At 74.2% G+C, this 18,031-nt stretch carries 17 protein-coding genes and 3 pseudogenes; 10 read left to right on the top strand and 10 right to left on the bottom strand.

Annotated features, from left to right (window positions below):
- Positions 1-41 precede the first annotated feature (41 nt).
- On the bottom strand, positions 42-1,025 hold the full coding sequence (locus MF408_RS02825) for an NAD-dependent epimerase/dehydratase family protein (RefSeq protein ID WP_240250181.1): 984 nt from the start codon (positions 1,023-1,025) through the stop codon (positions 42-44).
- A gap of 88 nt (positions 1,026-1,113) precedes the next feature.
- On the opposite strand from MF408_RS02825, the gene MF408_RS02820 reads away from it, so the two are divergent.
- A complete protein-coding gene (locus tag MF408_RS02820) occupies positions 1,114-2,313 on the top strand; it encodes an acyl-CoA dehydrogenase family protein (RefSeq protein ID WP_240250180.1) in 1,200 nt (399 codons plus the stop codon).
- Between the two features lie 18 nt (positions 2,314-2,331).
- Here MF408_RS02820 and MF408_RS02815 read toward each other — a convergent pair whose 3' ends face one another.
- The gene (locus MF408_RS02815; RefSeq protein ID WP_240250179.1) at positions 2,332-2,946 is read right to left on the bottom strand and encodes a Maf family protein; all 615 of its coding nucleotides are present in this window, start codon (positions 2,944-2,946) and stop codon (positions 2,332-2,334) included.
- A gap of 225 nt (positions 2,947-3,171) precedes the next feature.
- On the opposite strand from MF408_RS02815, the gene MF408_RS02810 reads away from it, so the two are divergent.
- Positions 3,172-3,807, top strand: a complete 636-nt coding sequence (locus tag MF408_RS02810) for a SigE family RNA polymerase sigma factor (protein ID WP_240250178.1) — start codon at positions 3,172-3,174, stop codon at positions 3,805-3,807.
- Positions 3,723-4,859, top strand: coding sequence for a hypothetical protein (locus MF408_RS02805; RefSeq protein ID WP_240250177.1), 1,137 nt, complete (start codon positions 3,723-3,725; stop codon positions 4,857-4,859). Before MF408_RS02810 ends, MF408_RS02805 begins: the two co-directional genes overlap by 85 nt.
- On the opposite strand, the gene MF408_RS02800 is transcribed toward MF408_RS02805, so the two are convergent.
- The 6 genes and pseudogenes from MF408_RS02800 to MF408_RS02775 all read right to left on the bottom strand — a co-directional run bounded on the left by MF408_RS02800 (position 4,856) and on the right by MF408_RS02775 (position 11,091).
- Complete coding sequence (locus MF408_RS02800; protein ID WP_240250176.1) at positions 4,856-5,596, bottom strand: DUF4184 family protein; 741 nt, start codon at positions 5,594-5,596, stop codon at positions 4,856-4,858. The genes MF408_RS02805 and MF408_RS02800 overlap by 4 nt on opposite strands.
- Positions 5,597-5,631: 35 nt before the next feature.
- Positions 5,632-6,318: a GAF and ANTAR domain-containing protein gene (locus tag MF408_RS02795; RefSeq protein ID WP_240250175.1), complete on the bottom strand. Its 687-nt coding sequence runs from the start codon at positions 6,316-6,318 to the stop codon at positions 5,632-5,634.
- Between the two features lie 172 nt (positions 6,319-6,490).
- Positions 6,491-7,585 carry a crosslink repair DNA glycosylase YcaQ family protein gene (locus MF408_RS02790; RefSeq protein WP_240250174.1) on the bottom strand — a complete coding sequence of 365 codons (1,095 nt, stop codon included), beginning with the start codon at positions 7,583-7,585 and terminating at the stop codon, positions 6,491-6,493.
- A pseudogene (locus MF408_RS02785) lies at positions 7,582-9,247 on the bottom strand (DUF885 domain-containing protein). Before MF408_RS02785 ends, MF408_RS02790 begins: the two are co-directional and overlap by 4 nt.
- A 33-nt stretch (positions 9,248-9,280) precedes the next feature.
- A complete protein-coding gene (locus MF408_RS02780; RefSeq protein WP_240250173.1) occupies positions 9,281-9,463 on the bottom strand; it encodes an acyl-CoA carboxylase subunit epsilon in 183 nt (60 codons plus the stop codon).
- Between the two features lie 45 nt (positions 9,464-9,508).
- Positions 9,509-11,091: pseudogene (locus MF408_RS02775) on the bottom strand (acyl-CoA carboxylase subunit beta).
- 94 nt (positions 11,092-11,185) lie between these two features.
- On the opposite strand from MF408_RS02775, the gene MF408_RS02770 reads away from it, so the two are divergent.
- The 5 genes from MF408_RS02770 to MF408_RS02750 all read left to right on the top strand — a co-directional run bounded on the left by MF408_RS02770 (position 11,186) and on the right by MF408_RS02750 (position 15,181).
- On the top strand, positions 11,186-12,049 hold the full coding sequence (locus MF408_RS02770; protein ID WP_240250172.1) for a biotin--[acetyl-CoA-carboxylase] ligase: 864 nt from the start codon (positions 11,186-11,188) through the stop codon (positions 12,047-12,049).
- A complete protein-coding gene (locus MF408_RS02765) occupies positions 12,025-12,534 on the top strand; it encodes a PH domain-containing protein (RefSeq protein WP_240250171.1) in 510 nt (169 codons plus the stop codon). Before MF408_RS02770 ends, MF408_RS02765 begins: the two co-directional genes overlap by 25 nt.
- A 269-nt stretch (positions 12,535-12,803) precedes the next feature.
- On the top strand, positions 12,804-13,514 hold the full coding sequence (locus MF408_RS02760; RefSeq protein WP_240250170.1) for an adenylate/guanylate cyclase domain-containing protein: 711 nt from the start codon (positions 12,804-12,806) through the stop codon (positions 13,512-13,514).
- A gap of 128 nt (positions 13,515-13,642) precedes the next feature.
- Complete coding sequence (locus MF408_RS02755) at positions 13,643-13,975, top strand: winged helix-turn-helix domain-containing protein (RefSeq protein ID WP_240250169.1); 333 nt, start codon at positions 13,643-13,645, stop codon at positions 13,973-13,975.
- Between the two features lie 99 nt (positions 13,976-14,074).
- The gene (locus tag MF408_RS02750; RefSeq protein ID WP_240251608.1) at positions 14,075-15,181 is read left to right on the top strand and encodes a 5-(carboxyamino)imidazole ribonucleotide synthase; all 1,107 of its coding nucleotides are present in this window, start codon (positions 14,075-14,077) and stop codon (positions 15,179-15,181) included.
- Between the two features lie 3 nt (positions 15,182-15,184).
- Here MF408_RS02750 and MF408_RS02745 read toward each other — a convergent pair whose 3' ends face one another.
- The gene (locus MF408_RS02745; RefSeq protein ID WP_240250168.1) at positions 15,185-15,832 is read right to left on the bottom strand and encodes a hypothetical protein; all 648 of its coding nucleotides are present in this window, start codon (positions 15,830-15,832) and stop codon (positions 15,185-15,187) included.
- Positions 15,833-15,888: 56 nt separating this feature from the next.
- Between MF408_RS02745 and purE the strand changes: the two genes are divergently transcribed.
- Both purE and MF408_RS02735 read left to right on the top strand, forming a co-directional pair.
- Positions 15,889-16,401, top strand: a complete 513-nt coding sequence (purE, locus tag MF408_RS02740) for a 5-(carboxyamino)imidazole ribonucleotide mutase (protein WP_275693326.1) — start codon at positions 15,889-15,891, stop codon at positions 16,399-16,401.
- A 23-nt stretch (positions 16,402-16,424) separates the two neighbouring features.
- On the top strand, positions 16,425-17,597 hold the full coding sequence (locus tag MF408_RS02735; protein ID WP_240250167.1) for a heparan-alpha-glucosaminide N-acetyltransferase domain-containing protein: 1,173 nt from the start codon (positions 16,425-16,427) through the stop codon (positions 17,595-17,597).
- Between the two features lie 9 nt (positions 17,598-17,606).
- On the opposite strand, the pseudogene MF408_RS02730 reads toward MF408_RS02735, so the two are convergent.
- Positions 17,607-17,983 (bottom strand): annotated as a pseudogene (locus tag MF408_RS02730) (CoA-binding protein).
- Positions 17,984-18,031: the final 48 nt, after the last annotated feature.

The raw sequence follows: 18,031 nt of genomic DNA, 5'->3' as shown, positions 1-18,031 counted from the left end.
GGCCGTTCGGGGAGTCTAGGGCCAGCCGTGCGCGGCGCCCCTCAGGGGTTCCCGCCGTGGACGAGGCCCAGCTCCGCCCGCACCGTCGCGGCCATGCCCTCGCGCCACGGACGCGACGACCAGCCGAGCTCGGCCCGGGCCTTGGCGGCGTCGCCGTAGTAGGTCGCGCAACCGGCCCGCGCGGCGTCGGCCGTCAGCGTCTGCGGCAGCCGGACGACCCGCTCCAGCGGCGCCGTCAGGAGCGCGTTGGCCCGCACCAGGGGACGGGGGAGGAGGACGACCCGCGACCTGCTGCCCGCCACCTCCTTGACGAGGGCGAGCACCTCGTCGTACGTCGCCCGCTCGCCGCTGAGGAAGTACGACTCACCCGTGCGGCCCAGCTCCATGGCCAGCACGTGACCGCGCGCGACGTCGGCCACGTGCGCCCAGCACGCGCCGCCGCCCCGGGGCCCGAGCACGGTCCGGCCGGCGACGACCTGGCGCACCAGCTGGCCGAGGGTGCTGCCGGTGTCGCCGGGGCCGTAGACCACGCTCGGCTGCACGACCACCAGCGGAAGCCCCGCGGCGGCGTACTCCCGCGCCAGCCGGTGCGCCTCCCACTTCGTGCGGTCGTACTCGGCCGCCCACGGGCCCGCGTGCTCGTAGGTCTCGTCGGGCACCTGCCCGCGGGTGTCGGAGTTGATCGCGATCGTGCTGGTGTAGACGGTGCGCACCCGGGCGCGCCGGGCGGCCTCCAGCGCCTCTCGGGTGCCCTCGACGTTGGCCCGCCGCAGCGCCGCGTGCTCGCGGCGGCCGTGCCGGTACCAGCCGGCGACGTGGAAGAACCCGTCGGCTCCCTCGAGCAGCCGGTCGAGCGCGTCGGCGTTGCCGAGGTCGCCCTCGACCAGGCGGACCCCGTCCGCCTGCAGGGGCCCGGCCTTGGCGGGGTCACGCACGAGCGCGACCACGTCGTGTCCCGAGGAGCGCAGCTGGCGGGCGAGCTCGCCGCCGAGGAAGCCGGTGGCTCCGGTCATCGCGTAGCGCATGTCGTCATCGTGCTGCTTCCGCGGCCGTCGCGCCATGGTCCGGCCGGGTGGTTAACAAACGTTAACCTCGCGGGTTACGATCGCCGGCATGACCGCGTTCGAGCTCTCCCGCGACCACGAGGACTTCCGGCGGACGGTGCGCGAGTTCGCCGAGGCCGAGATCGCGCCGCACGTGGCGCAGTGGGACAAGGAGCACCACTTCCCGACCGACGTGGTGCAACGGATGGGGGAGCTCGGCCTGTTCGGGCTCACCGCGCCGGAGGAGTACGGCGGCGCGGGGCTCGACCCGGCCGACGGACCCTTCACCTCGCTCTGCCTCGCCATCGAGGAGCTCGGCCGCGTCGACCAGTCCCTCGGCGTGACCCTCGAGGCCGGAGTGGGGCTCGGGATCAACCCGATCCTCACCTACGGCACCGACGCCCAGAAGGAGCGGTGGCTGCCCGACCTGGTCGCGGGCCGGCGGCTCGCGGGCTTCGGGCTCACCGAGCCCGGCGCCGGGTCCGACGCCGGTGCCACCCGCACGAAGGCCGAGCTCGACGACGGCGAGTGGGTGGTCGACGGCGCCAAGCAGTTCATCACCAACTCCGGCTCCGCGATCACCAGCCTGGTCACCGTCACCGCACGGACCGGCACGTCGGAGACGGGTCGGCCGGAGATCTCGACCATCGTCGTGCCCGCCGGCACGCCCGGTTTCGTCGTGGAGCCGGCGTACGACAAGCTCGGCTGGCGGATCTCCGACACCCACCCGCTGACGTTCACCGGCTGCCGGGTGCCGGCCGAGAACCTGCTGGGGGAGCGCGGCCGTGGCTACGCGCAGTTCCTCGCCACCCTCGACGACGGCCGGGTGGCGATCGCGGCGCTCGCGGTCGGCCTGCTCCAGGCCTGCGTCGAGCAGTGCGTCGCCTACGCCGGCGACCGGCAGACGTTCGGCGGCCCGATCGGCCGCAAGCAGGGCGTGGCCTTCCAGGTCGCCGACCTCGAGGTGATGCTGCACGCCTCGCGCCTGCTGACCTACCGGGCGGCGGCGATGAAGGACGCCATGGGCACACCCGGCGGCCCGAGCGTCCGGGACTTCAAGCACGCCGCCTCGGTCGCCAAGCTCTACGCCACCGAGTCGGCGGTCACCGGCACCCGGATCGCCACCCAGGTCTTCGGCGGCTACGGGTTCATGGAGGAGTACCCCGTCGCCCGCTTCTACCGCGACGCGAAGATCCTCGAGATCGGCGAGGGCACCTCCGAGGTGCAGCGGATGCTCATCGCCCGCGGCCTCGGGCTCCCCGTCGAGTGAGACGTCGACCCGGCTGGCTCAGCCGCCGGTCGGGGAGGACCAGAGGTCGGTCCACTCGTGACCGAGGGAGCGGACCAGGTCGCGGAGCAGCGGGAGGCTGACCCCCACGACGTTGTGGTGGTCGCCCTCGATCCGGGTCACGAACGCGCCGCCGAGGCCGTCGACGGTGAAGGCGCCGGCGACGTGCAGCGGCTCGCCGGTGGCGACGTACGCCTCGATCTCGGCGTCGGTGACGTCGGCGAAGTGCACCTCGGTGGACGCGACACCGGCGGCGCCGGGGTGGTCGCTGCCCGCGACCCGCAGCACGTGACCGGTGCGCAGCACGCCGGCCCGGCCGCGCATCGCCCGCCACCGCGCCCTCGCCTCGTCGGCGTCGCGCGGCTTCCCCAGCGCCTGCCCGTCGAGGTCGAGCACGGAGTCGCAACCGAGCACCAGCGCCCCGGCAGGTACGTCGTCGCGCGCGGCCACCGCGGCGCACTTGAGGTCGGCCAGGTCCTCGGCGAGCCGCGCCGGCGGCAGCCCGTCGAGCTGCGACTCGTCGACGCCGGACACGATGACCGTCGGGTCGATCCCCGCGTTGCGCAGGGTGGCCAGCCGGGCGGGGGAGGCGGAGGCGAGCACGAGGTGGGGCACGAGGCGACCTTAGGGCCGGTCGCAAACTCGAGTAACTCAGTGTTACGGACGCTACCCGGGCGCTGTGACTGGCAACAGCGCCCGGGGAGTGGCTCGAACTCCCGGGTAGTGCTGCGCGAGGTCGCTGGAAACGCCGTCGCGTCCCCCGCCGATGAGGTGCGATGTGGGTGCAACCTGCGCGGGCACCCGTGGGTCGTAGGGGTGTGACCAGCGAGAGGAGGCGCCATGAGCGGTGACGGGGACGACCCGATCCAGCGGTGCTTCGACGCGTCGTACCGCCGGCTCGTCGGCCAGCTCTACGGCGTCTGCGGCAACCTGACGGAGGCGGAGGACGTCGTCGCGGAGGCGTTCGCCCGGGCGGTGAGCCGCCGCCGGACGTTCGAGCGGCTCGACCAGCCCGAGGCGTGGCTCCGCACGGTCGCGGTCAACGTGGCCCGCACCCGCCACCGCCGCCGGGTGCTGGGCGAGCGGCTCCTCGGCCGCACCCACCCGGTCGGCGAGGAGCACGCCCCCGCGCTCAGCGACGAGCGGATGGCGCTGGTGCAGGCGCTGCGCGAGCTGCCGCTGGCGCAGCGGGAGACGCTCGCGCTCCACTACCTCGCCGACCTGCCGGTCGCCGAGGTCGCGACCACGCTCGGGGTGCCGGTCGGCACCGTCAAGGCACGCCTCAGCCGAGGACGCGCAGCGCTGGCTGCCGTGATCGAGCGGGGGCGACTCGGAGGTCTTGGGAGGAACCCATGCATGACATCGCGCAGGCCGCGGCCGACGCCGCACAGGTGCCCGACTACACGGCGCTCGCGCGCCGCGGCGAGCGGCGCCGCACGGCCCGCCAGGCGGTCACGGCCGGCGTCGCGGTGCTGACGGTGACCGGGGTCGTCGGACTGAGCCAGGTCGTTGCCGGGCCGGGCGACAACCGCCCGCAGCCGGCACCGGCTCCGGAGCCCACGACCGAGCTGCCGTCGGGCGGCGAGCCGACGATCCTGCCGTCCTGGCGGGACGGGACGCTGCACGTCGGTGACGTGACCGTCGAGACCGACCTGCGGAACATCAGGTACGGCGGCGGCACCACCGTTGTCGGCACCCAGTACGGCGAGGACGCCGCGTGGTACCTCGTCGATGGCCCCGAGCTCGTGCCCGTCGTGGAGACCGGGAACGCGGTGTCCGAGGTGGTGGTCTCGCCCGACGGCACTCTGGTGGCCTACGCCGAGGTGCTGCCCGGCGACGAGGGCTTCCGGGTCGCGCTCTGGGACGCGGAGGACCACGTCGAGCTCGACGCGACGGTCCGGGGCCCCGACAGCGCGGCCACCGGTGAGCTGTTCCTCGACGGGTTCGACCTCGACGGCCGGCTGTTCTTCGTCGACGACGCGGTGCGGATGTGGTCGGCGGGCACCGAACCGGTGACGGTCGGGGTCGAGGCGACCCTGAACCGGGCGCAACCGTGGCCCGGGGGCCTGATGTACGAGGAGTGGGAGCAGGGCCAGGACCTCCCCGGCCGGCGTCTACGGCACCGTCGACGACTCGGGCGCCTTCCAGGAGGTGGACCGGGTCCCGAGCGCGCAGACCGGCCTCTGGTCGCCGGACGGTGGGACCTACGTGTTCAGCGCGTCGCGTGCGGACCCGGCGGCGTTCGCCCGCGACGGCGCGGACGCCGTGTGGGTGCTCCGGTCGGGTGCCGAGCCGGACCGACTGCCGCTGCGCGACGCCCGGTGGCAGCCCGTCGGGTGGGAGTCGCCCACGCAGGTCGTGCTCGTCGTTCCCGCCGAGGAGCCCGATCCGTCCGGCCTGCCACTGGTCGAGTGGCTGGTGCGCTGCGACGTGGCCGCCCGCGACTGCACGCCGATCGACGACGTCCCTGCCGGTCCGACGATCTGGGCGGCAGTCGGCATCTGGGCCGGTTGACCCGACCCCGCTAGCGGTCCGCGCCGGCCACGCGTCGCCGGCGTACGCCGTGCCAGGCGGCGCACGCGACCGAGCACAGGACGACGAGGGCGATCAGCCCGTGGACCACGGCGAAGTACGCCATGTCGTGGAGATCCGGTGCGTGGACGGCGCCGGAGGAGAGCCCGACGAGGGCGGCCCCCGCCACGGCGGCCGGAAGCGTCGCGGGAGGGAGCACCCGCGGCGCTCGAGGACCGGGGCGCGGCGCGCGGGACCGGAGGTGGCGGAGCGCGGCCCAGGCGACGACTGCCAGGCCGACGACGCCGGACGCGTACTGCAGCCACTTCGAACCCGGCAGGCCGGCGTGGTCGTTGTGCAGCCACTCGACGTGGCGCGGTCCCCATCGACCGGGATGGGTGAACGCGTCCCACACGACGTGCGTGGCCGCGCCGAGGCAGGCGGCCGGGACGGCGAGCAGCCACTCGCGGCGGGTCGGCCGCACCCACGGCTCCAACCGCGACCGCGCCCGGTCAGGGGCCATGTCCACGACGGCGTCACGCGCGACGACGGACCAGGCGACCAGGGCGACCATCGCGACGACCACGTCGACCGTCACCACCCCGACCGCGCTGTGGGTGACGCCGTACGCGCCCCACGACTGCAGGAAGACCGGCAGGTCCGGCGCCATCGACCCGGCGACCAGGGCGGCCATCGGCAGGCCGAGCCGGCCGAGCGGCAGCACGGCGGCGGGGTGGGCGAGCGTCACCGGCACCGCCGCAGCGTAGTGCGACCCGGGCGCCGCTCGGGTCAGCCGGCGCCGTGCTCGGCCTCGGTCTTCGCGACCAGCTCCTCGGCGATGGTGCGCAGCTTGACGTTCTCGTGCTGCGACATCCGGACGAGGAAGCCGAACGCGCGTGCCTCGTCGAGCTGGAACCGCTCCATCGTGATCCCGACCGCCTGGCCGATGACGCCACGACTGCGCATGGCCTCGCGGAGGTCCTGGATCTCGCGGGCGTAGTCGAGCGCCATCGCCGCCTGGTGGGCGAACAGCCGGCCGAGCGCGTCGAGGTCGGTGAACGCGCCGACGTGCTCGGAGTAGATGTTCAGCGCCCCCTGCGACCCGCGCGCGTCGAACAGCCGGATCCCCGCCTGGGCGCGGATCCCGGCCTTGACCGCCATCGGTGCGTAGCGCGGGAACCGCTCGTCGGCAGCGAGGTTGGGCGACGTGACGTGCACCGCGTCGACCGCGGCTTCGTAGCACGGGCCCTCCTGCAGCTCGTACTGCGCTGCGTCGACGCCCAGGAGGACGTCGTCCGTGGGGGCGAACGTCTCCAGCCGCCCGTCGGCGTGCTTGACGGTGATGCTGGCGAGCTGCACGTCGGGGAGCACCTCGACGGCGGCTGCCGTGATCCGGTCGAGGGTCGCGTCCAGGTCGCCCGGCTCCAGAGCAGTGGCCAGCCTCTGCGCGACGTCGAGGATCCGCTGGTCGTCCATCACCCCAACCTAGTCGGGGGAGCGGCGAGCTGCACGACGACCCGGGTTGCCGCCACCCGGCACGGGGTAACGCGGGGTCGGCTGACGAGATGCGCGCGTGCGAGGACTGTCGGCAAGGCCCCGGTCGGTTGAAGACCCAGCCGACCGGGGCCGCCCCGCCAGGACGGCACCGTCAGCCGCGCACGACGTCGAGCCCGAGCCAGTCGGCGAGCGCCTGCACCTCCGCCTCCACACCGTCGCCGACCTCCGGCTCCCACGGGTGGTCCTCGTGGACCGCGTGGACCCGCAGCACGCCCGCCTTGCGGTCGGCCTTCGCATCGAGCTTGCCGACCAGGCGGTCGCCGTGGAGGACCGGCAGCGCGAAGTACCCCCAGCGCCGCTTGGCGGCCGGCTTGTACATCTCGAGGACGTACTCGAAGTCGAACAGCTCGAGCGCCCGGTCGCGGTCGTAGACCAGGCGGTCGAACGGCGACAGGAGCGCGGTGCGGCCCTCGAACGGCTCCTCGGCCGCGGCCACGGCGTCGGGGTCGACCCGCCACCTTCCCGCCAGCCCCGCGACCTCGACCTCCACCCCGATCTCGCCCACGTCGACCGGCTCGGCGAACTGCGCCGCCGCACGGGTCCGGGCGACGCCGAGCGACGCCAGCCGGCGCCGGGCGAGCTCGGCCCGCGCGACGTCGTACGCCGGCACCTCGAGGTCCGCCGGGTAGACCCGCTCGGCCAGGTCCCAGCGCCGCAGCCGCCCCTGCCGGCCGGCGACGGCGACCTCGCCGACCATCATGAGGAACTCGAGCATCAGCACGACGTTCTTGTCGTTGGTCCAGCCGGTCGACTGCCAGGGCACCGCGGCGGTGTCGGGGACGTCGGCGGCGGTGAGCGGGCCGCTGTCGGCCAACCGGGCCAGCACGTCGGCCCGGAAGCCGGCGTTGGCCGCCAGCCACTCCCGGGCGCGCTCGTGACGTCCCCAGTCGCGCACGGTCGCGAGGACCAGCCCGACGTCGTCCATCGGCCGGACGTAGGAGCCGTGCTCGACGAGCGAGCGCTCCTCCTCGAGCGCGAACCGCAGGTCGGACGGCGCGTACGCGTCGCCCAGCCGGCTCCACGACACCAGGTCGACGTTCGGCGCGATCGCGGCCGTCGGGTCGATCTGGAGGAGCGTGAGGTCGTCGACCATCGGCACCAGCGCCGGCGGCCGGCGGGCGTCGAGCAGCTGCGCCCGGACGGCGATCCGGCGCGCCTCGCGGCGGTCGAGGACCCGGACGCTCACAGCCGGGCCAGCGCCGCCTTGAGCGGGTCGAGACCGAGGGCGCCGAGGTCGAGCGCGTCGGTGTGGAACCGTTTGAGGTCGAAGGCGGCCCCCTGCCGGGCGCGCGCCTCGTCGCGGGCCTGCAGCCAGATCCGCTCGCCGACCTTGTAGGACGGCGCCTGGCCCGGCCACCCGAGGTAGCGGTTGACCTCGAACCGGAGCGACCCGTCGTCCATCCGGGAGTGGGCACGCATGAACTCGAAGGCCCGGTCGGCGTCCCACACCTCGCCGGGCCGCCAGCCGAACGGGTTGTCGGCCGGGATCCGGAGGCCGAGGTGCACGCCGATGTCGACGACCACCCGCGCCGCGCGGAAGCCCTGCATGTCGAGGAACCCCAGCCGGTCGCCCGGGTCGTCGAAGTACCCCAGCTCGTCCATCAGCCGCTCGGCGTAGAGGGCCCAGCCCTCGCCGTGACCGCTCACCCAGCACAGCAGCCGCTGCCACCGGTTGAGGACGTCGGCGCGGTGCACCACCTGCGCGCACTGGAGGTGGTGACCCGGAACCCCCTCGTGGAAGACGGTGGTCGTCTCGCGCCAGGTCGAGAAGTAGGTGTTGTCGTCGGTGAAGGAGAACCACATCGTGCCCGGGCGCGAGAAGTCCTCCGAGGGCGGCGTGTACCAGGCGCCGCCGTCGTTGACCGGCGCGACCTTGCAGGCGAGGGTGCGGATCGGCTCCGCGATGTCGAAGTGGACCCCGTCGAAGTCGGCGAGCACCCGGTCGGACCGCTCCTGCATCCACGCCTCGAACGCCTCCCGGCTGCCGCAGTCACGCGCCGGGTCGGCGTCGAGCGCCTTCACCGCGTCGTCGACCGAGCCGCCCGGCACGATCCGGCCGGCAGTGGCGGCCATGTCGTCCTCGATCCGCTTCAGCTCCTCCCAGCCCCAGCGGTAGGTCTCCTCGAGGTCGACGGCCGCGCCGAGGAAGAACCGGGACTCGAGCTCGTAGCGGTCGCGGCCGACGCCGTCGACCTCGCGGCCCAGCGGCGCCAGCTCGGTCTCGGCGAACCGCCCCAGGTCGGCGTACGCCGCCGTGGCGCTCGCCGCGGCGGCGCGGAGTCGCTCGCGCACGCCCTCGGGGGCGGGGGGCGACCAGCTTGTCGAAGTACGACCCTGCGGTGCCCTCCTGGCCGGTCCAGCCGCGCACCTGGCTCGCCACCTCGACGTACTGCCGGCGGGCCGCGACCCGGCCGGCCGCCGCCTCCTCCCGCAGGGTCGTCCGGTAGCCCTCGAGCGCGGCGGGCACGGCGGCCAGCCGCTCGCCGATCACCTCCCAGTGCTCGGCCGTCGCGGTCGGCATCAGGTCGAACGCGCCGCGGACCTCGTGCAGGGCGCTGCTGATCACCGAGAACGAGCTGCGGTCGAACGGCGCCTTCTCGACGAGGAGGCCGGTGCGCTCGAGGAACGCCTCACGGGCGGTGCGCTCGCGCTCGTCGACCGGCTCGAGGGCGGCCACGTCGGCCAGGGCGTCCCGCAGCAGCGCTTCACGAGCGGCGTAGCCGTCGGGCGACAGGTCGGGCAGCTCGTGGTCGTGGCCGGCGATGCCGGCCTCGGTGGCGGTGAGCGGGTCGAGCGCGGCGTAGTCGTCGACGAACTGGTCGGTGCGGGCGTCCACGGGGCGGGTCATGCGGTGACCCTATGCGCCCGTCCCGACACGGCCTCAGCGGCCGAGGCCGCTGGCCCGCCACCCGCCCGGGCCGGCATGCAGCGGCTGCCGCACCCGCCGGGCCGGGTGCGCCCACTCCGAGCGCGGCCGCTCCGGCTCCGGCGCGCCGCCTCCGAGGGCGGAGAACACCGCCACCAGGGCGGCGACCTCCTCCGGCGTCGCGTCCGGGGTGATCACCCTCAGGACGGGCGGGGGCAGGCTGCTCTGGGTGCTCGTCAGCGCTCACAGCGGGATATTTCCATGCTTCTTGGGCGGCAGGGTCTCGCGCTTGGTGCGGAGCAGGCGCAGCGCCCGGACGATCTCGACCCGGGTCTCGTGCGGGTGGATGACGGTGTCGACGTAGCCCCGCTCGGCGGCGATGTAGGGGTTGGCCAGCGTGGTCTCGTACTCGTCGATCAGCTCCGCCCGCCGGGCGTCGACGTCGCCGCCGGCGTCGGCGACGGCCGCCAGCTCCTTGCGGTAGACGATGTTGGCCGCGCCCTGGGCGCCCATCACCGCGATCTGGGCGGTCGGCCAGGCGACGTTCATGTCGGCGCCGAGGTGCTTGGAGCCCATCACGTCGTAGGCGCCGCCGTAGGCCTTGCGGGTGATCACGGTGACCAGCGGGACGGTCGCCTCGGCGTAGGCGTAGATGAGCTTGGCGCCGCGCCGGATGATGCCGTTGTGCTCCTGGTCGACGCCGGGCAGGAAGCCGGGCACGTCGACGAAGGTCAGCACCGGGATGTTGAACGCGTCGCAGGTGCGCACGAACCGGGCGGCCTTCTCCGAGGCGTCGATGTCGAGGGTGCCCGCGAACTGCATCGGCTGGTTGGCCACGACGCCGACCGAGCGGCCCTCGACCCGGCCGAAGCCCACGATGATGTTGGGTGCGAACAGCGCCTGCACCTCGAGGAACTCGCCGTCGTCGACGACGTGCTCGATCACGGTGTGCATGTCGTAGGGCTGGTTGGGGCTGTCGGGGATCAGCGTGTCGAGCTCGCGGTCCTCGTCGGTGACGTCGAGGTCGGCGGGGGTCGTCGTACGACGGCGGCTCGTCGAGGTTGTTCTGCGGCAGGTAGGACAGCAGCGCGCGCACGTACTCCAGCGCGTCGGCCTCGTCGGAGGCCATGTAGTGGGCGTTGCCGGACTTGGTGTTGTGGGCGCGGGCGCCGCCGAGGTCCTCCATGGAGACGTCCTCGCCGGTGACGGTCTTGATCACGTCGGGACCGGTGATGAACATCGCCGAGCTCTGGTCGACCATCACGGTGAAGTCGGTGACCGCGGGGGAGTAGACGTGACCGCCGGCGCAGTTGCCCATGATCAGGCTGATCTGCGGGATCACCCCGGAGGCGTGGACGTTGCGACGGAAGATCTCGCCGTAGAGGCCGAGGGAGACCACGCCCTCCTGGATCCGCGCCCCGGCGCCCTCGTTGATGCCGATGATCGGGCAGCCGGTCTTGACGGCGAGGTCCATGACCTTGGTGATCTTCTCGCCGTAGACCTCGCCGAGCGAGCCGCCGAACACGGTGAAGTCCTGGGGAGAAGACGCACACCTGGCGGCCGTCGATGGTGCCGTAGCCGGTCACCACGCCGTCGCCGTAGGGCCGGTTCTTCTCCAGCCCGAAGTTCGTCGACCGGTGGCGGGCCAGCTCGTCGATCTCGACGAAAGAGCCCTCGTCGAAGAGCATCTCGATCCGCTCCCGGGCCGTCTGCCGGCCCTTGGCGTGCTGCTTCTCCACCGCCTTCGCCGACCCGGCGTGCACGGCCTCGTCGAGGCGGCGCTCGAGGTCGGCGAGCTTGCCCGCGGTGGTGTGGATGTCCGGCAGGTCCCCGGCCCGGTCGGTCCCGGTCGCGTCGGTGCTGGTCGGTTCGGCAGTCACGTGCTTGGCCTCCTTGACGTCGTGCGACAGGGTAGTGGCCGTGATCGGAGACCCGGACCTGCGCCCACCCCTCGACGAGAGCCGGCTCACCGCACTGCTCGGACCGACCCCCGACCTGACCCTCGAGCTGCTCGCCGAGGCGCCGTCCACCAACCAGGTCGCCGCCGAGCGGGCCCGGTCCGGGGCCGCCGACGGCCTGCTCGTCGTCGCCGACCACCAGGTCGCCGGGCGGGGCCGGCTCGACCGGACCTGGCAGACGCCTCCGGGCAGCGCGGTGACGTTCTCGCTGCTGCTGCGGCCCGACGTCCCGCCCGCCTCGTGGCCGTGGCTGCCGCTGCTGACCGGCCACACGGTCGCCAAGGCGCTCACCGCCCTCGGCTTCGACGCGCGGGTGAAGTGGCCCAACGACGTGCTGCTCGACGGCCGGAAGGTCGCCGGCATCCTCGTCGAGCGGGTCGAGACCGACAGCGGCCCGGCCGCGGTCGTCGGCATCGGGATCAACGTCGGCCTCACCGCCGAGGAGCTGCCGGTCGCGACCGCCACGTCGCTCGCCGTCGCCCGGCCCGACGCGGTGCCGGCGCGTGAGGACGTGCTGGCCGCGGTGGCGGAGGCCGTGCGCGAGGGGTACGACGCGTGGCGGGCCGGCGGTCCCGACGCCTCGGCCCGGCTGCGGTCGTCGTACGCCGACCACTGCGCGACGCTCGGCCAGGAGGTGCGGGTCGACCTCCCCGGGGGGACCAGCGTCACCGGGCGGGCGATCGACATCGACCCCCGACGGCCGCCTGGTCGTCGAGACCGCCGCGGGTCCGGAGAAGGTCGGGGCGGGCGACGTGGTGCACGTGCGCCCTGCGCAGGCCTGATCGGTGGGATGATCCTCCCGTGGCCATCTCCCAGAAGCTCCTGAACCCGGGCGAGAACCTGATCATCTCGACCCGGCAGCACCCCAAGGCGTTGTTCGTCCCGATCCTCGTGCTGGTGCTGCTGCTGGCCGTCGGCGTCACCGTCCAGGTGCTGGTCGGCGGCGAGAGCTGGGACTGGCTGGCGCTCGTGGTCTGGGCGCTCTGCGCCGTCGGGATCCTGTGGTGGACGGTCCGCCCGTTCGTCGTCTGGCTGACCACCGTCCACGGGATCACCGACCGCCGGATCATCACCCGCTGGGGGATCATCACCCGCCGCGGCCACGACGTCCCCCTCACCCGGGTCGCCGACATCTCGATCGAGATCAACCTGATCGACCGCCCGTTCGGCTGCGGCAGCCTGCTGATCACCGACCCGTCGACCTCGGGCAACATCCGCCTCAACGACGTGCCGCACGTCGAGGAGACGCAGCGCCGGATCAACGAGCTGCTCCACAACCTGCACGCGCGGCGGTCCGACGACGGTGTCTGACGACCCGCTGCCCGGCGACGGCGTCCTCGAGCGCGCCCTCCTCGGGCAGGCGCCCCGGCTCACCGCCGCCGACGTCGCCACCCTCGCCGGCATCCCGCTCGACCAGGCGCGCAAGCTGTGGCGCACGCTCGGGTTCCCGGAGCACGGCGACGAGCCGGCGTACACCCAGGCCGACGTCGACGCCCTCTCGATCGTGGCCGAGACGATCGAGGAGGGGGCTCGTCGACCTCGACCTCGCCCTGGCCGTCGCCCGCGGCGCCGGCCTCAACATGGCCCGGCTCGCCGACTGGGAGGTCGGCGCCATGGTGCAGCGCGTCGAGGAGGTGTTCGCCGCCAGCGGCGGCAAGGCCACCGACCGGGCGGCCGCCACCGTGTGGCTGCTGGAGAACTACGGGGAGCGGTTCGAGCGGCTGCTCATCTACGCCTGGCGGCGGCACCTCGCCGCCGCGCTGGCGCGGATGGAGTCGGTGCGGGCGATGGACGACGACCCGCACACCAACGAGCTGACCGTCGGCTTCGCCGACATCGTGGGCTTCACCGCGCTCTCCAACGAGCTCACCCGGGAGAAGATCGGCGACCTGGTGGAGCTGTTCGAGGCGCGCTGCAGCGACGTGGTGTCGACCCACAGCGGCCGGCTGATCAAGAGCATGGGCGACGCCGTGCTGTTCGTGAACGACGATCCCCTCGCCGCGTTCGCCACCGCCGAGGGGATCATCAACGTGATCGGCCGCGACAAGCGGATGCCCGACGTCCGCGTGGGGCTCGCCAGCGGCTCGGTCGTGATGCGGCTCGGCGACGTCTTCGGGCCGCCGGTCAACCTGGCGGCGCGGCTCACCCAGGTGGCCCGTCGCAACCGGGTGATCGTCGACCGCGCCACCGCCGACCGGCTCCCGGTCGACCAGGTCGAGGCGCGACCGCTGCCGCCGCGGCCCGTCCGCGGGTTCGGCGTCGTGGAGCCGCTCGCGGCGCGTCGGGTGTAAGCCGGACCGGCCACGAACGGCGGCGAACCGCGAAAAAGGTTCGCGGATCCGATACGTGCGTGGGGGACATCGGCAAAGTTTGCCCGGATTGCCGGGCCCCGGGGTCGCGTCGTTCCTACGGTGGCCACGTGTTCGAGGTGCAGGACGTGCGGCTCGACCCGCACAACCGCCGTGCCTGGCGGGCGGGTCGGGAGATCCGCCTGTCCCGCAAGGAGTTCGACCTCCTCCAGGCGCTGATCGCCCGCGCCGGCTCCGTGGTCACCCGCGACGAGCTGATGCGCGACGTCTGGAACGCCACGTTCTGGACCTCCTCGAAGACCATCGACGTCCACCTCGGCTGGGTGCGCAAGAAGCTCGGCGACGACACCCGGCAGCCGACGCTGATCACGACCATCCGCGGTCGCGGGCTGCGGTTCGAGACCGGCGCGCCCCACCAGAACAGCACCGCGGTCGAGGCCTGAGCGTCCCTCGGTAGGGTGCGCCCGTGCCCCCAGGGGAAGCCGACCAGCCACGAGTCCGCCCCGCGCGTCGCCGTCATCGGCGGAGGCCAGCTGGCCCGGATGATGGCGCAGCCCGCGGTCGCGATGGGCGTGCCGCTGCGCCTGCTGGCAGAGGCCGAGGGCGTCTCGGCCGCGCAGGTCATCCCGGACCACACGGTCGGCGACTACCGCGACCTCCCGACGCTGCAGCGCGTTGCGGAGGGGTGCGCGGTCGTGACCTTCGACCACGAGCACGTGCCCACCGAGCACCTGCACGCGCTCGCGGAGACCGGCGTCGCCGTCCGCCCGGGGCCGGAGGCGCTCGTCCACGCCCAGGACAAGGGCGTCATGCGGCAGGCGATGGAGCGGCTCGGCGCGCCCCAGCCGCGGTGGGCGCTCGTCGAGACGGCCGCCGACGTGGAGGAGTTCGGCGTGCCGTGCGTGCTGAAGGTGCGGCGCGGCGGCTACGACGGCAAGGGGGTCTGGGTGGTCCGTACGGCGGCCGACGTACGCGAGCCGCTCCGGGCGGCCGCGCGCGCCGGCGTCGGGCTGCTCGCCGAGGAGCTCGTCGACTTCCGGCGCGAGCTGTCCGCCGTCGTCGCCCGGGCACCCAGCGGCCAGGCGGCGGCGTACCCGGTCGTCGCGACCACCCAGCTCGACGGGATCTGCCACGAGGTCGTCGCGCCCGCGCCCGACCTCGACCCGGCGCTCGCCGGCGACGCCCAGTCGCTGGCGCTGCGGGTCGCGGGCGAGCTCGGGGTGACCGGCGTGCTCGCGGTCGAGCTGTTCGAGACCCGCGACGGCCGGATCCTCGTCAACGAGCTCGCCATGCGCCCGCACAACACCGGGCACTGGACGCAGGACGGGGCCGTGACCTCTCAGTTCGAGAACCACCTCCGCGCCGTCCTCGACCTGCCGCTCGGCTCCCCGGAACCGCGCGCCCGGTGGACGGTGATGGTCAACATCCTCGGCTCCGCCGACCCCGAGGTCGGGCACCTCTACGACGGCTACCCCCACGCGCTGGCCCGCGACCCGCTGCTGCGGGTGCACCTCTACGGCAAGGACCTGCGACCGGGCCGCAAGGTCGGCCACGTCAACGCCTACGGCGACGACCTCGACGACTGCCTGGAGCGCGCGCGCCACGCCGCGGCCTGGTTCCGCGGCGACCTGGGGCAGGAGAGCGAGTAGCGGTCACCCGTCGGCGCAGGGCCCCTCGACGATCCGGTCGACCCGCTCCTCGCGCACGTCGGACCCGTCCACCGGGTCGCCGTACAGGGCCTCTTCGGCGAGCCGCGCGGTCTCGTCGTGCTCGTCGTCGAGGGCGGCCGCGGCGCGGAACCACACGTACGTCCTCCAGACCGCGCGGGAGCCCCGGGCACCCTCGACGGTCGTGACCGCCCGGGCGGCCAGGCAGCCGGTGCCGGCGAAGAGGCCCGCGTCCGGCTCGACCCCGTCCACGCCGGCGCAGGCGTCGTCGACGACCGAGCGGCCCTCCTCGACGCTCTCCTCGTTCGGCTCGTTGCCCACGTCGAGCTCGCCGACCGCGAAGTCCGCGTGGTCGACCGCCTCGGCGACCTCCGGGGACAGCCGGCTGCTCACGACCACCTGCAGGTCCCACAGGGCGTTGTGGTCGTCGTCGCTGGCCAGCTCGTAGCCACTCAGGTCGCGCTGCTCCTCGTGCAGCCCGCACAGCACCGGCAGCAGCGCGGCCGGGTCGAGGCTCGGGTCCGGCGCGGGCCCCGCATCGGCGTCCCCGTCCTGGAGGAGCACGCCCGCCACGCCGACGCCGCCGAGGGCGAGGACGAGCACCGCGGCGGCAACGGTCGTCGATCGGCGCACGCCGGCACCTTCCCCGGGGCGACGGGTCCGCAAACGACGCCATTAGGCTCCGGCGTGTGAGCGCGCGCGTGGGCATCGTGATGGGGTCCGACTCCGACTGGCCGGTGATGCAGGCCGCGGCCGAGGCACTGGCCGAGTTCGACGTCCCCTACGAGGCCGACGTGGTCTCGGCCCACCGGATGCCGGAGGAGATGCTCGACTACGGCCGGCAGGCGGCCGGTCGCGGCCTGTCGGTCATCGTGGCCGGCGCCGGCGGCGCCGCCCACCTGCCGGGGATGCTGGCGTCGGTGACGCCGCTCCCGGTCATCGGCGTCCCGGTGCCGCTCAAGAACCTCGACGGCCTCGACTCGCTGCTCTCGATCGTGCAGATGCCGGCCGGCGTGCCGGTCGCGACGGTCGCCGTGGGCGGCGCCCGCAACGCCGGGCTGCTCGCCGTACGGATCCTGGGGGCCACCGATCCCGCTCTCCGCGAGCGGATGACGTCGTTCCAGCAGCAGCTGCGGGCGACGGCCGAGGCCAAGGGCGCCGTCGTGCGGGGCGCCGCCTCGCTGCCGCCGGTCGTCGAGTAGGACGCCGACGGAGGGCCGGCCGAGTGCGAGCGCCGCAGCCGGTCCGACCCGGGCGACTCGTCGGGATCGACGTCGCCCGGTGCCTGGCGCTCCTCGGCATGATCGCCACCCACGTCCTCGACCCGCGGACGCCGGCCGGCGAGCCGTCACTGGCCCACACGCTCGCGAGCGGCAGGGCCTCGGCGCTGTTCGCGGTGCTCGCCGGGGTCAGCCTGGCGCTCATGACCGGCGGGCCACGACCGCCGGCGAAGGGCCACCGGCTGCGGTCGGCGGCGGGGATCGCGGTGCGGGCGGTGCTGATCGCGCTGCTCGGTCTCGCGCTCGGCGACCTCGACAGCGGGCTGGCGATCATCCTGGCCTACTACGGCGTGCTCTTCCTGCTCGGCCTGCCGTTCCTCGCGCTGCGGGCGCGCCCGCTCGCCGTCCTCGCCGCCGGGTGGGTGGTCGCCGGGCCGGTGGTGTCGCACCTGGTGCGCCCCGAGCTGCCGCCGCGCGGCTTCGCGAGCCCCGACCTGGCCCAGCTCGCCGAGCCCGGCCGGCTGGCCAGCGAGCTGCTGTTCACCGGCTACTACCCGGCGGTCCCGTGGCTGGCCTACCTGCTCGCCGGGATGGCGCTCGGTCGCACCGACCTCCGTGGCCGGCTGGTCCCGGCGCTGGTCGCCGCCGGCGGCGCGGCGCTCGCCGTGGCGGCGTACGCCGGGTCGCGGGCGCTCACCGCGACCGAGCGGGTGCGCACCGCGCTGTTCCCCGACGCGCCGGAGGTGCGGCACGCGGACCTGCTCGACGCGATCAGCGGCAGCCAGCACGGCACCACGCCGACCGGAGGGCCGTGGGAGTGGCTGGTGGTCGTCTCGCCTCACTCGGGGACGCCGTTCGACCTGGCGCAGACGATCGGCAGCGCGCTGCTGGTGATCGGCGCCTGCCTGCTCGTCGTCGACCTGCTGCCGCCGACGGGCCGGGTGGCCGTGGCCGTGCTGTTCGGCGCCGGGACGATGACGCTCACGCTGTACTCGCTGCACGTGGTGATGCGCACCGACGCGGTCTGGCCGCCGGAGGAGCCGGACAGCTACGTGTGGCACGTGCTGGTGGTGCTGGCGATCGGCGCGGTCTTCGTCGCGCTCGGCCGGCGGGGGCCGCTCGAGGAGCTGGTCGGCGGGCCGGCGCGGGCGCTGCGCCGGCCGGACCGTCCGCTCTGAGCCCGAGGGTCAGGCGGCGAGGCGCCGCCACTCGATCGCGGGGCAGGTGTCCATCACCATCGGCACACCGGCCGTGGTGGTGCGCTCGAAGGCCGCCTCGTCGACCACACCGAGCTGGAACCACACACCCTTGGCGCCGACGGCCACCGCCTCGTCGGCGAACTGCCCGGCCGTCTCGGAGCGCCGGAAGACGTCGACCACGTCGACGGGAACGGCACGTCGGCCAGTGACGCATAGCCCTGCTCGCCGAGCACGACGGGGGCCGTCGGGTGCACGGGCACGATCCGCTTGCCGCGCTGCTGGAGCAGCCGCGCGATGCTGTACGCCGTCCGCGTCGGGTCGCCCGAGAGGCCCACGACCGCCCAGGTCTCGGAGTCCTCGAGCATGGCGCGGATCACATCGGGGTCCTGCCAGTCCTTGGTCGCCATGGGGGA

Source organism: Nocardioides sp. TF02-7, assembly GCF_022437945.1.
Taxonomy (GTDB): Bacteria; Actinomycetota; Actinomycetes; order Propionibacteriales; family Nocardioidaceae; genus Nocardioides.
The sequence above is the reverse complement of the archived record's forward strand: the minus strand, read 5'-3'. Positions and strand labels throughout refer to the sequence as shown.